The organism is Buchnera aphidicola (Aphis helianthi) (genome assembly GCF_005083845.1).
Classification (GTDB): domain Bacteria; phylum Pseudomonadota; class Gammaproteobacteria; order Enterobacterales; family Enterobacteriaceae; genus Buchnera; species Buchnera aphidicola_AW.
Genome location: NZ_CP034894.1, coordinates 428524 through 442283, shown reverse-complemented (window position 1 = coordinate 442283; position 13760 = coordinate 428524). Strand labels below are relative to the sequence as shown.

14 protein-coding genes and 2 tRNA genes are annotated in these 13760 nt (G+C 23.3%); 4 read left to right on the top strand and 12 right to left on the bottom strand.

The window, feature by feature from the left end; translation table 11 throughout:
- Window positions 1-15: 15 nt before the first annotated feature.
- Window positions 16-693 (bottom strand): endonuclease, encoded by a 678-nt coding sequence (locus tag D9V62_RS02075; protein ID WP_261979517.1) that lies wholly within the window; start codon window positions 691-693, stop codon window positions 16-18.
- A 263-nt stretch (window positions 694-956) separates the two neighbouring features.
- On the opposite strand from D9V62_RS02075, the gene metK reads away from it, so the two are divergent.
- Window positions 957-2096: a methionine adenosyltransferase gene (gene metK, locus D9V62_RS02070; protein ID WP_158340153.1), complete on the top strand. Its 1140-nt coding sequence runs from the start codon at window positions 957-959 to the stop codon at window positions 2094-2096.
- A gap of 97 nt (window positions 2097-2193) precedes the next feature.
- Here metK and gshA read toward each other — a convergent pair whose 3' ends face one another.
- From gshA to D9V62_RS02040, 6 genes are all read right to left on the bottom strand, one after another.
- On the bottom strand, window positions 2194-3741 hold the full coding sequence (gshA, locus tag D9V62_RS02065) for a glutamate--cysteine ligase (RefSeq protein ID WP_158340152.1): 1548 nt from the start codon (window positions 3739-3741) through the stop codon (window positions 2194-2196).
- Window positions 3742-3829: 88 nt separating this feature from the next.
- Window positions 3830-3903: transfer RNA gene (locus tag D9V62_RS02060), tRNA-Arg, on the bottom strand.
- Window positions 3904-3913: 10 nt separating this feature from the next.
- Window positions 3914-4003 (bottom strand) — tRNA-Ser (locus tag D9V62_RS02055).
- 141 nt (window positions 4004-4144) lie between these two features.
- The gene (gene csrA / locus D9V62_RS02050) at window positions 4145-4330 is read right to left on the bottom strand and encodes a carbon storage regulator CsrA (RefSeq protein WP_158340151.1); all 186 of its coding nucleotides are present in this window, start codon (window positions 4328-4330) and stop codon (window positions 4145-4147) included.
- A gap of 193 nt (window positions 4331-4523) precedes the next feature.
- On the bottom strand, window positions 4524-7160 hold the full coding sequence (gene alaS / locus D9V62_RS02045) for an alanine--tRNA ligase (protein WP_158340150.1): 2637 nt from the start codon (window positions 7158-7160) through the stop codon (window positions 4524-4526).
- Window positions 7161-7302: 142 nt separating this feature from the next.
- A complete protein-coding gene (locus D9V62_RS02040; protein ID WP_158340149.1) occupies window positions 7303-8031 on the bottom strand; it encodes an outer membrane protein assembly factor BamD in 729 nt (242 codons plus the stop codon).
- A 147-nt stretch (window positions 8032-8178) separates the two neighbouring features.
- On the opposite strand from D9V62_RS02040, the gene rluD reads away from it, so the two are divergent.
- Both rluD and fis read left to right on the top strand, forming a co-directional pair.
- The gene (gene rluD / locus D9V62_RS02035; RefSeq protein WP_158340148.1) at window positions 8179-9123 is read left to right on the top strand and encodes a 23S rRNA pseudouridine(1911/1915/1917) synthase RluD; all 945 of its coding nucleotides are present in this window, start codon (window positions 8179-8181) and stop codon (window positions 9121-9123) included.
- Between the two features lie 116 nt (window positions 9124-9239).
- Window positions 9240-9539 carry a DNA-binding transcriptional regulator Fis gene (fis, locus tag D9V62_RS02030; RefSeq protein ID WP_158340147.1) on the top strand — a complete coding sequence of 100 codons (300 nt, stop codon included), beginning with the start codon at window positions 9240-9242 and terminating at the stop codon, window positions 9537-9539.
- 88 nt (window positions 9540-9627) lie between these two features.
- Here fis and aroQ read toward each other — a convergent pair whose 3' ends face one another.
- Window positions 9628-10083 carry a type II 3-dehydroquinate dehydratase gene (gene aroQ, locus D9V62_RS02025; protein ID WP_158340146.1) on the bottom strand — a complete coding sequence of 152 codons (456 nt, stop codon included), beginning with the start codon at window positions 10081-10083 and terminating at the stop codon, window positions 9628-9630.
- A gap of 168 nt (window positions 10084-10251) precedes the next feature.
- Between aroQ and tldD the strand changes: the two genes are divergently transcribed.
- The gene (gene tldD, locus D9V62_RS02020; protein WP_158340145.1) at window positions 10252-11706 is read left to right on the top strand and encodes a metalloprotease TldD; all 1455 of its coding nucleotides are present in this window, start codon (window positions 10252-10254) and stop codon (window positions 11704-11706) included.
- Window positions 11707-11780: 74 nt separating this feature from the next.
- Here the strand turns inward: tldD and rplS are convergent, their stop codons facing one another.
- The 4 genes from rplS to rpsP are packed head-to-tail and all read right to left on the bottom strand — an operon-like array spanning window position 11781 to window position 13723.
- Window positions 11781-12128: a 50S ribosomal protein L19 gene (gene rplS / locus D9V62_RS02015; protein WP_158340144.1), complete on the bottom strand. Its 348-nt coding sequence runs from the start codon at window positions 12126-12128 to the stop codon at window positions 11781-11783.
- Between the two features lie 40 nt (window positions 12129-12168).
- Window positions 12169-12924 (bottom strand): tRNA (guanosine(37)-N1)-methyltransferase TrmD, encoded by a 756-nt coding sequence (trmD, locus tag D9V62_RS02010; RefSeq protein ID WP_158340143.1) that lies wholly within the window; start codon window positions 12922-12924, stop codon window positions 12169-12171.
- A 14-nt stretch (window positions 12925-12938) separates the two neighbouring features.
- Window positions 12939-13436 carry a ribosome maturation factor RimM gene (gene rimM, locus D9V62_RS02005; RefSeq protein WP_261979516.1) on the bottom strand — a complete coding sequence of 166 codons (498 nt, stop codon included), beginning with the start codon at window positions 13434-13436 and terminating at the stop codon, window positions 12939-12941.
- A 29-nt stretch (window positions 13437-13465) separates the two neighbouring features.
- Window positions 13466-13723 carry a 30S ribosomal protein S16 gene (gene rpsP / locus D9V62_RS02000; RefSeq protein WP_158340142.1) on the bottom strand — a complete coding sequence of 86 codons (258 nt, stop codon included), beginning with the start codon at window positions 13721-13723 and terminating at the stop codon, window positions 13466-13468.
- Between the last annotated feature and the right edge of the window lie 37 nt (window positions 13724-13760).

Below are 13760 nucleotides of genomic sequence, written 5' to 3'. Positions count from 1 at the left end.
TAAAAGAATAATATTTTATTTATTACATTTTTTATAAATATAATTATTGTGATTACCCTGTATTTTAAATATTAAACTTTCTCTTTTACACTCCCATTTGGTAACTGGAAAATTAATATTCCATTTTTTAAACAATATTTTTTCTTGTTTAGATAATTTAATATTATATATTTCACTCATATATAAATAAGTTCTAGCTATAGGACCTCGAGATATTTTAGGTGGTTCTACTATCTTTTTTTTGAAATCTATCTTTATATTACATTTACCATATTGTTTAATATCACTATTTAATTCACCATATATAAAATTAGATCGATCTGCATTAACTTCTCCAATAGAAGGTTGCAAATTATGCAAATCAGATTCAATATTTCGATAATTTCGATCTTTAATGCATTTTTTTCTACCCCCTTTTTTCCAGCATTTTTTTTGATGCCCAAATTGCCATGCTGGCATCACATGTTCCCACTCAATTCTTGTTGCTCGATTTTTATTTTTTCGGATCTTGTATCCACATGATGATAAATTAGGAATTCCTTTTTTATTATGCCAAATAATTTTACATCCGCAATAAAATGTTCCAGGAGCATTTTTATGAATTTTTATTGCTAAAATTTTAGCTTGTTGAAAATTTTTTATATTATTTTTTTTTATATTATTTTTTTTTATATTATTTTTGTTAATTATAATTAAAAAAAAATAGTAATTACAATAAGAAATATTTTTTTTATCATGTTTTTATATTTAGAAATTATATTAATTTGTTAATTATTTATTTTTACTTTTAAAATAGTTTATTTGATTTTTATTTTTAAATGAAAATATTTAAAATGATATATATTATCATATATTTTATTAAAAATATTTTGCATAATGATTTGTATAAAAACGAGTATTTAAATATATTTTACTAATTTTAATATATTTTTAAATTAAAAGGAACAAAAAATATAATGAATGAATATCTTTTTACATCTGAATCAGTTTCAGAAGGTCATCCAGATAAAATTGCGGATCAAATTTCTGATGCTTTATTAGATGAAATTATTAAACAGGATATTAAAGCAAGAGTTGCTTGTGAAACTTATGTAAAAACAGGAATGGTTTTAATTGGTGGAGAAATTACTACTACTGCTTGGGTAGACGTTGAAGAAATTACTCGAAATACTATTAATAATATAGGTTATATCAATTCAGAAACAGGTTTTGATGCAAACTCTTGCGCTATATTAAGTGCTATCGGAAAACAATCACCTGATATTACTCAAGGGGTTGATCGATCTAATCCTTTAGAACAAGGTGCTGGAGATCAAGGGATTATTTTTGGTTATGCTACTAACGAAACAGAAGTTTTAATGCCCGCTCCTATTACTTATGCTCATTTATTAGTAAAAAAACAATCTGAATTAAGAAAAAAAAACATTTTATCTTGGTTAAGACCTGATGCTAAAAGTCAAGTAACATTCAAATATAAAAATGGAGCTATAATAGGAATTGACACAGTTGTTTTTTCAACGCAACATGAAGAAAACATTAATCAAAATATTTTAAAAGAAGCTGTTATGGAAGAAATTATAAAACCAGTCTTACCTAAAAAATGGTTAACTCAAAATACTAAATTTTTTATTAATCCTACTGGCAGATTTGTTATTGGTGGTCCAATGGGAGATTGTGGTTTGACAGGACGTAAAATTATCGTAGATACTTATGGTGGAATGTCTAGACATGGAGGAGGAGCTTTTTCTGGAAAAGATCCATCTAAAGTAGATCGATCTGCAGCGTATGCTGCTAGATATGTTGCTAAAAATATTGTGGCAGCAGGTTTAGCTGATCGTTGTGAAATTCAATTATCATATGCAATTGGCGTAGCTGAACCTACTTCTATTATGATTGAAACGTTTCAAACTGGAAAACTTAGTAACAAAGCATTAATTAATTTAGTACGAGATATTTTTGATTTACGTCCATACGGATTAATTGAAATGCTTAATTTACTTCAACCTATTTATTTTCAAACATCTGTGTATGGACATTTTGGAAGAGAAGAATTTCCATGGGAAAAATTAGATAAAGTAGATCAATTATCTCAATAAAATTTTGTGATGTTTAATATATATTTTCTTAAAAATGTAATTTTTTTAAATATCTTAACATGGATAATTATATTAAATAATTAATAGTTTCCCCATGTTAATTTAGCATGGGAGAACAAGTTGTTTTTTTTAGATAATCTTTTAAAGATAATGTTTCATTTTTTTCTATTTCTATTTGTTTTTTATGAGAATTAATAGTTTCATTTTCAAAAATTTTTTTATGTGAATTGCAATCAAACTGACTAATAAATTGATTATGATATGTATTAGCTAAATTTAATCCGGTTTTTTTAATTCTATTGTTCTCAATAAATAACTTTAAAAATTTAGATGAATAAGTTAATTCTGGATATTGAAAGAAAAGTATTTTTTTATCACATACTTGTTGATAATCTGAACTTTTTAGTTGATAGTCAAAAATAATAGCAATTTTTTTTAAATCTTGAAATATTCTTTTACCGATTTTTTTTAATGTATACTGTTTATTTTCATTAATATAAATTTTTTGATTTGGTTTTCTTCCTTCAAAAATAATTTTTTTCCAGTTTTTAGTAATAAAATAAAAATCTGTTGTTTTCATTTTAGGAGCATCAACTAAAGAACACCAAATTAAAAATAAATCTAATAAAAGTATTTGATTTTTATTAATTCCAATTGGTGAAAATGGATTTATATCTAAAGAACGTATTTCTACATATTCAATTCCTCTGTTTTCTAAAGCATCTAAAAGTGACTCTCCATGATAAGTTGTTCTTTTGGGTCTAATTTGTGTATATAACTCATTTTCTAATTGTAATATATTAGTATTTAACTGTTGTAATTCTCCAAATTGATTTTTTAATCCTAAATTAGAAAATTTTCTTGATGATGTTGTCATTGCTTTTTTTAAGCAAGTAATATACGATGCTAAATCATTAAATGTAATATTAAGATCTTCAATAGAAGTGTTAGTATATCCTATATTACTTATTCTTAATGAAGTTGACCAAGGTAAATATAATATACCATCTTTATTTTTTTTAAATTTATATTTTTCATTTTTTAAGAAGTGTTTGGATATTGCTGGTGATGCTCCAAATAAGTATGGAATAATCCAACCAAATCGATGGTAATTTCGAATTAAATTTAAATAACCTGATGATATATCATCTTTTTTTTCTTTTTTCCAAAATATTTCTGGTAATGAAAAATTATAATGTATACCTGAAATAGTATTTTTTAAATCACCATATCTTATTTTTAAACCCTTTCTATAAAGAGTTTTAAACTTTCCATAGTTAGATGTTCCATATTTTGCGAGTTGAATATTTGTTGACTTTTTATAAAGATAGGGAATACTAAACGGCCACATTAATTCTTTTGGATTTTTATATGCCACAAAAGAATGAATATCATTTAAAAATTTTAATAAGTAATCTATGTTTTGAGTAACTGGTGTGATAAATTCTAACAAACTTTCAGAAAAATCAGTTGTAATCCATTGATGGGTTAATGCAGAACCAATTTCATATGGATGTTGAGTATTAGAAAAATCTCCATTTTTTTTAATTCTTAGAGTTTCTCGTTCAACACCTCGAGAAATATTTTTTAATATCGATGAGTTTTTTTCTAGCCAATTAATTTTTTTTGAGATATCCTCTATCAATTTTTTCTCCTAAGTTTACATTTTTAATTATTTTGAAAAAACTTTTTATTATTTAGGACAATAAATTATTGGTTAGAATTGTTTATTTTGCATCCGGAAGGATTCGAACCTCCGACCGCTCGGTTCGTAGCCGAGTACTCTATCCAACTGAGCTACGGATGCAATTGTACATCGGTGAAAGAGGGATTCGAACCCTCGATGCAGAGTTTTTCTACATACTCCCTTAGCAGGGGAGCGCCTTAATCCTCTCGGCCATTTCACCTATTTTTTTTATTATTTTAATTTTACTTTTTTTTAAATATAAGTCAATTTTTTTTTAAAAATTAAGCAATAAATTACAATGAATTATTTTAAAAAATATAAAAATGCATCTTACCTAATAGGTAGTAAGATGCAATATTTACTATTGATTGTTTTTTTGTTTTTTTTCCGCTTGAATACGTTGATATATTTCTTCACGATGTACCGAAACTTCTTTAGGGGCATTTACACCAATACGAACTTGATTGCCTTTTACTCCTAATACTGTTACAGTTATTTCATCGCCAATGATCAATGTTTCGCCAACTCGACGAGTTAGAATAAGCATTCTTTGTTCCTTGAAATAAAAGAGTTCATCCCATTTGATTCCTGAAGTTCAAATAATACAGGACTAAACTTAGACTGTAAAATATTTAAAGCATAATTATTATGATTTTACATTATATAATATTATATATATATTAATGTAGTTTTAAATTAAGTATATTTATTTTTTGATATAATTATTTTTAATAATCATTTTATTGATTCTGTAATTTTAAATTAATCCATAATTTAATAATTTTTAAAAGTTTAGATAAATTAATTATATTGACACTTCCACCTTCAGCTATTTCTTTTTTTCCTCCCCCTTTTCCATTAGTATGCTTAATAAAAATTTTCATAATTTCTAATGCATTTATATAATTAGTTAAATCTTTAGTTACTCCGATAATTATATTAAAATTATTATTATTTTTATTTACAAATATAATAATGATATTTTTAAAATCTTTTTTTAATTGATCTATTATTAATCTTAATGATTTATAATCATAATTATCAAATGTATTAATTAGTAATTTTACTCCTTTTATATTTTCGATATTTTTAGTTATTTTTTGAATTTGATAAAAATTTTCTTTGATTTGTAATATATTTATTTTTTTTTCTAAATTTTTAACTTGTATTATTAATTTTTCTATTTTTTCTTTAAAATTAACACTTTTAGTTTTTAAAGCAATAGATATATTTTCTATATCATTTTCTTTAATATGTAAAAAATTTATTGCTGAAGATCCTGTTATGGCTTCTATTCTTTTAATTCCAGATGATATACTAGTGTGATCTATTATTTTAAATAATCCAATATTTCCCGTTCTTGTAGTATGTGTACCACCACAAAGCTCTATAGAAAAATTATTAATAGATATAACTCGAACAATAGAATCATATTTATTTTCAAATAATGCTATTGCTTTTTTCTTTTTTGCTTCTGCTAAACTGCAATATTGAACTTTAATTATATTATTTTTACATATTTCATGATTTACAGTACTTTCAATTTTTTGTATATCAGATAAATTTATAATTTTAGGATAAGAAAAATCAAATCTTAGACGTGTATTAGTAACTAAAGATCCCTTTTGTACAACTAAATCTCCTAGAACTTTACGTAATGCAGAATGAAGTAAATGTGTAGCAGAATGATTGTTTTGAATTTGATTTCTATAAAATGTATCTATTTTAGTAAATAATAAATTATTAACTTCAAATTTTCCTATAATTACTTTCCCAATATGTCCAATTGTATTTCCATATTTTCTTGTATTTGTAACGATAAAACGTGATTTTTTATAATATAATTCACCTATGTCACCTATTTGTCCACCAGATTCTGGATAAAAACATGTTTTATCAAGGAAAATAATTCCATTTTCGCCTTCTGAAATTAATGAAACTGGTTTTTTATTTACATAAATATATTTTATTAATCCTTTAATTGTATTTTTTTTATATCCTTCAAAAGTACAATTATCATGAATATTTATTATTTGGTTATAATTTTCATGAAATTTTTTACCTATATTTGATTGTTTTTTTTGTTTTTCTTGTTCTAAATAATAGCTGTTAAGATCAACGTTTATATTTTTTTCACGACAAATCTCTAATGTTAAATCTAAAGGAAATCCAAAGGTATCATAAAGATGAAAAATAGTTTTTCCAGAAATTGTGTGATTAGATGTTTTATTAATTTCTATGTTTAATATTTTTAATCCCTTTTCAAGAGTTTCAGAAAATTGTATTTCTTCTGTTTTTAATATTTCTTTAATTTTTTTTTCTTTATCTTTTAAAAAATTAAAATTTTCACTTATATTTTCAATGAAATAAGGAACAATTTTATAAAAACAATTTTTCTTTATTCCAATTTTATAAGCATGTCTTAACATTCTTCTAATAATTCTTCTTAAAATATATCCGCGATGTTCATTTGATGGAACTATATTTTCGTAAATAAGAAATATACAAGATCTAATATGATCTGAAACTATTTTTAAGGATATGTTATTTAATTTTGTTATATTGCTAAAATTAGATACATTTTTAATTAATTTTTGAAAAACATCAATTTTATAATTTGAATTGACATTTTGTAAAATAGAGGCAATTCTTTCTAAGCCCATACCTGTATCTATAGATTTATATTTTAAAGGAATTATTTTTGTTGAAGAAATACGATTATATTCTATAAAAACAATATTCCAGATTTCAATAAAAAATTCGTTTTTATTTTTTAAAAATCTAGCAAAATCATGATGTTTTTTTGTATCATAATTGTAAAATATTTCAGTACATGGTCCACATGGTCCAGTATCACCCATTTGCCAAAAATTTTCAGAATTATACTTACAGTTATTTTTATCACCTATTTTAATGATATGTTCAGGAGAAATTTTTATAATATCACGCCATATTTTATATGTTTCTTCATCATTTTTATATACTGAAATCCACAATTGATTTTTATTGATATTAAACCATTGTTTAGATGTTAATAATTCCCATGCATATATAATTGCTTCTTTTTTAAAATAATCATTAAAACTAAAATTTCCAAGCATTTCAAAAAATGTATGATGTCTTTCTGTATATCCTACAGTTTCTAAATCATTATGTTTTCCTCCTGTTCTTAAACAACGTTGTGCAGTAGTAATGCGAGAATATTTTTTTTTTTTTGGATTTAAAAAAAAATCTTTAAATTGATTCATCCCGGCATTAGTGAATAGTAATGTAGAATCATTTGTTGGAATTAAGGAGCTACTTGGAAGAATAATATGTCCTTTTTTTTGGAAAAATTGTAAAAATTTTTCTCGTATTTCATTGGTTGTATTTTTCATATTTTTTAATTTTTTTAAAAATAACGTTAATGCTATTAAAATGTTTTTAAAATATAATTCATAATTTAATTTTACTATAAATAAAAATTATTTTATTAAAAATCAAAGACAAAAATATTTTTATTATGTGTATTAACAATCTTTAAATTTTATTTATCGAAATAATTTTAGATATTTTTTCAGCAGTATTAAATATTTTCAATTTAATAAAAGATTGTTTAATATAATTTAACGATTCTATTGCAGATGAAGTTTCTGGATATTTTTGAAGTATTTCTTCACCTCGATTAATCACTGCTACATATTTTTTACGATTAAAATAATATTTTAATATTTCTAAATTATATCTTGATAAACGTTGTTTTAAATTAAATAAATCTTTTTTTGCATTTATAATATAAATACTTTTAGGGTAATGATATAAAAAATTTTTTAATTGAAAAAAAGCTCTTTTTGCATAAATAGGATCACTTTTATAATTTTTTATAGTTATAATTTTTAAGAAAATGTTTTTATCAAGCGATATATCTATTAAGCTTTTTATATAAAAAATATAATCAATATTTGGATGATTAGGGTATAGTCTTATAAATTCCTCTATATTTTTTTGTGCCATATTAAAATTGTCAATTTTATAATAAGCATAAATTAAATTAATTTGAATTTTATCAAAGTAAATGTTAGAAACATTTTTTTTCATATTTTCTAAATGCAATATTGCATCATTAAATTTGTTTTCTTTTAGTTCTGTTCTACAATATTCATAAAATATTTTTTCTTGAATAAATGTTTTTTGTTGTATATTTTGAGAATACGCTGAAGAGTATACAAATAATAGTATTAAAATAATTAAAATATTTTTTTTAAGCATAATGTATGTTTTCTGCAATTTAATAAAATTTTATATTAATAATATTTATTATATTAATAATATTTATTTAATATATATTAGAATATCATATTCTATAAAAATTAAAGATTTAGATTAAAAATATATTTTAAAATAAGGATTTTTATATTGAAACAAACAGAATTAAGTATATTAGCTCCTTATACTACAATATTAGGAAAAAGATTAGATCAGACTATTTCTAAAATTTTTTTGCAGTATTCTCGTTCTTGTTTAAAGAATTGGATTATTAACAACCGTGTATATGTTAATGGGGAAATAGAAAATAAACCTGATAAAAAAATATTAGGAGGTGAGAAAATTACTATTTATCCTATTGTTAAAGAAATAACACCTGATTTACCAGAGAATATATTTTTAAACATTATTTATGAAGATAATAATTTATTAGTTATAAATAAATCTGCTGGTTTAGTTGTTCATCCTGGAGCTGGAAATGATAATGGTACGATTTTAAATGCATTATTATATCGTTATGAAACTAGTAAATATTTACCCCGTTGTGGAATTGTTCATCGTTTAGACAAAAATACAAGTGGTTTAATGGTAATAGCAAAAACTATTTTTGCATATTATTATTTAGTTAAATTATTAAAATCTAAAACGATTGTGCGAAAATATCAAGCTATTGTCAAAGGAAATATGATTTCTGGTGGTATAATAGATTATCCTATAATGCGTCATCCTACTAAAAGAATATGTATGATAGTACATCCTTCAGGAAAACCTGCTATTACGCATTATAAAATCATTCATCGTTTTAAATTTCATACACATATATTATTAAAATTAGAGACGGGTCGAACGCATCAAATTCGTGTTCATATGTTACATATTAGATACCCTGTATTAGGCGATCCTTTATATCGTGGTATTAATTATTCTTGCAATAATTTTAAAAAAAAGTGTTTATATAAAAATAAAATTTTTTCTCGACAAGCATTACATGCTCATCATATCGAGTTTTTTCATCCCATTACTAACAAGTTAATGAGTTGGAAAATTGATTTACCTAATGATATGAAAAATCTTATATTAGATTTAAATAAGTAACTATAAAATATTTGAACATAATAACATATGTTATTTTCTTATAGAATACATTTTAATTTTTAATCATTCTTCACTTCATTTAAAATATAAAAAAAGATTACAGAGTTGATAATTTTATGTCAGAAGACTTAACAAATACAAAATTTTTAGTAAATTATACTAAAGATAATCAAAATGAAATTATAAAAAAACCTTTACGTTTATTAGTTAAAAAATCTTTAGAAAATTATTTATTAAATCTAGATAATACTAAATATATTAATAATTTATATTCATTAATATTATCTGAACTTGAACAACCATTATTAGATGTAATTATGCAGTATACACGTGGAAACCAAACAAAAGCTGCTTTAATGATGGGTATAAATCGTAGTACTTTACGAAAAAAATTGAAAAAATATGGTATGAATTAATAATGTAATTTTTTTCGATTATTTTAATTCAATTGCACTTTCTATACATTTATCATGAAGAAGGTGCAAAAATTATCATTAAAAAATTTTATTTTTTTATTAAACATCTCTTAGATATTGTTTTTAAAGCCCAATAATAACCTTCTAATCCTAATCCTGTAATAACACCTTGAGACACATCAGAAAACCATGAATGAGATCTAAAATTTTCTCTACTATGAATATTAGAAATATGTACCTCAATAAATGGTATAGAAATCGCAATTAAAGCATCTCTTAATGCTATACTAGTATGTGTAAAGGCAGCTGGATTGATTATTATATAATCAATGTTATGTTCTTTTGCAGAATGTATTTTTTCAATTAATATATGTTCTGCGTTAGATTGTATATGACTTAATAATATATTTAATTTTTTTGATTTTTTTATTAAGTTATTTATTAAATCTATTAAAGTATCACTTCCATATATATGTGGTTCTCTAGTACCTAAAAGATTTAAATTAGGACCATTAATTAATAAAACATTGATTTTTTTTTTCATTTTTTATTTGATATAGTAATTAAATTGATTTAAAAAGTTTAAAATTCTATTTTATAATAAATTATTAAGATTATATATAATATTTTTATAAAAAATATTTTTTATTTTTTATTTTTATATTTTATAATATAAATATAATAATATTTAAAAAATAATAAGTGAGTTCAAATGACATTAGAATTAGTTAGCGAAGCTTTATTAACTATAAATAAAATAAGTCGTCACGATCTTTCTGAAATATTAGAAGATATGTCTATTCATGGTTTAGATTATGGAGATTTATATTTTCAATCTCGTATTTGTGAGACTTGGTCTTTAGAAAACCGAATTATTAAAGAAGGTTCTTATCATATAGATCAAGGTGTAGGTATAAGAGCAATATCTGGTGAAAAAACAGGATTTTCCTATACTGATCAAATATCAATAGAATCTATAAGAAAAAGCGCTCAAATAGCAAAAGGCATCATTGATAGTAAAAAGAAAAAAATAAATACAAAAATATTTACAGAAAATAATAAGCATTCTTTTTATGACATTTTAAATCCATTAAAAAAATTTAATTCTATCGAAAAAACCAATTTACTTTATAGAGTAGATCATATTGCTCGTAATTTTGATCATCGTGTAGTACAAGTACATGCTAATTTAAATGGATCTTATGAAAAAATTTTAATTGTATCTACTGATGGAAAATTAGCTACAGATATAAGACCATTAGTTGAATTTTCAGTTAGTGTTATAGTAGAAGAAAACGGGAAAATAGAACGAGGTAAAAGTGGAGGTGGAAGCCGTACTAATTATAATTTTTTTTTAGATAAAGATGATTTTTTAGAAGAAATTAGAATTGATTATTGGACTAAAGAAGCTGTTCGTATAGCTTTATTAAATTTATCTTCAAAAGAAGCTCCTTGCGGAACTTTTCCGGTTGTTTTAGGATCTGGATGGCCAGGTGTTTTGCTACATGAAGCTGTAGGGCATGGTTTAGAAGGTGATTTTAATAGAAAAGGTACCTCAGCGTTTACTAATATGATTGGGGAAAAAGTTGCTTCAGAATTATGTACTGTAATTGACGATGGAACAATAAAAAATCAACGTGGTTCATTAAATATTGATGATGAAGGAGTTTTCGGAAAATATAATATATTAATTGAAAATGGAATTTTAAAAAAATATATGCAAGATAAACTTAATGCTCGTCTAATGGGCGTTGAATCTACTGGAAATGGCCGTCGTGAATCTTATTCACATTTACCAATGCCAAGAATGACTAATACATATATGTTATCTGGTGTATCTAAGATAGAAGATATCATTAAAAGTGTTGATTATGGAATATATGCTGTTAATTTTTCAGGTGGTCAAGTAGATATAACTTCTGGACAATTTGTTTTTTCCACTGCAGAAGCATATTTAATAAAAAAAGGAAAAATTTGTACTCCGATTAAAAATACTACATTAATAGGATCTGGTGTAGAAGTTATGCAAAAAATATCTATGGTTGGAAATGATCTAAAAATGGATCAAGGTATGGGGATGTGTGGTAAAGAAGGTCAAAATATTCCTGTAGGTATAGGACAACCTTCTATGAAAATAGATAAATTAACTATAGGTGGAACTATTTAATATTTTTAAAAATATAAAAGTATTAGTGCAGTCAAGAATAACGTCGTGACTGCATATTTATTTTTTTAAAAAAATTATTTAATTTTTTCTTTAATTCTAGCAGATTTTCCAGTACGTGTTCTTAAATAATATAATTTTGCTTTTCTGACTAATCCTTTTCTTTTAATAATAATATTGTCAATATTATAAGAATGAGTTTGAAATACTCGCTCTACAGCTTCTCCATTGGCAATTTTACGAACAGTAAAAGATGAATTTAAAGATCGATTTTTTATAGCAATTACTATCCCTTCAAAAGATTGTAAACGTTTTTTAGTTCCTTCAATTACCCATACTTTTACTTCTACTGTATCTCCAGGTCGAAAGTTAGGTATATTTTTTTTTAGTTGTTCTTGTTCTATTTTTTGAATGATATTTATCATTTTCGCCTCTTAATAAAATCATTATCAGTAAACAATATTTTTATTTTTTTTTAAATTTATTTAAAATTACTTTTTCTTCTTTATTAAACAACTTTTTTTCCAATAAATCTGGTCTTTTTTGTAAAGTTATTTCTAAAGATTTTTGTAAACGCCATAATCTAATTTTATTATGATTCCCAGAAAGCAATATATCTGGAACTGTCATTTCATATATTGTTTTTGGTCTAGTATAATTTGGATAATCAAGTAAGTTATTATAAAAAGATTCTTTTTCTGCTGATTTTTTTGTGTTAATAACACCAGGAATAAATCTTGCAATAGAATCTATTATTACCATTGCTGCAAGTTCTCCTCCAGTGAGTATATAGTCCCCTATTGACCATTCTTCGTCAATTAAAGAATCAATAATTCTTTGATCTATTCCTTCATATCTACCACATACAAAAATAATCTCTTTCCTTTGAATTAATTTATAAATGTTATTTTGATTTAATTTTATTCCTTGTGGAGATAAATAAATAACTATCGCATCTTTCAACAAAGATTTAGCTTTTTTGATTGATGAATATAGTGGTTGAACACTCATCAACATTCCCGGCCCTCCTCCATAAGGACGATCATCTATAGATTTATATTTATTTTTAGCAAAATCTCTTGGATTTAAATAATTAAGATTAATAATTTTTTTTTGAATTGCTTTTCCAGTTACTCCATAATTTGAAATAGAATAAAACATTTCGGGAAATATTGTAATGATATAAAATGATATTAATGTGCGATTATCTTTTTTTTTGATTTAAATATCATATTTTAATTCCATTTGACTATTATAGTTTTATTTTTAATATCTATATTTTTTATTATTTTTTGATTAATAAATGGAATCATTATGTCTTTTATATTTTGTTTTTTTAAGTTATTTTGTATAATCATAATATCATTATATTGATTACTTATTAAGTTAATTACTATACCTAAATATTGATTTTTTGTATTAAATATTTTACATTGGATGATATCATGCCAATAATATTCATCTTTTTTAAGTTTTGGAAGATTATTTTTATCTATAAAAATATCAGTATTAGTCCATGTATTAGCAATTGATCGATCTATAACATTATTAATTTGAATAATAAAATGATTCTTATGTTGTTTCCAATTTTTTAATTGAATACTTTCCCATTTTTTGTTTTTTAAAATAAACCATGGATAATAATTAAAAATTTTTTCTTTAATTTCTGTAAAAGAAAAAAAATTGATCCAACCTAATATTCCGTAAACTTTTCCAATTTTTCCTACTAGAATAGGATCAATTGACTTATTTAATTTAATATTTATAATATTTCCTTATTTTTGTTAAATAACTTAATTAATTTTTTTAATCGTTCTGAAAGTTTTGCTCCATTATTTTGCCAATATTCAATACGATTGATATTTAATTTGATAGAATGAGTAGTATCTTTAGATAATGGATTAAAGTAACCTAATCCTTCGATAAAACGACCATCTCTAGAAAAACGACTATCAGCTGCTACTACTTTATAAAATGGACGTTTTTTATTACCATATCGAGCTAATCGAATTTTTACCATTTTTTTCTCCTTTAAAATTTCTTTAACAATACAATTA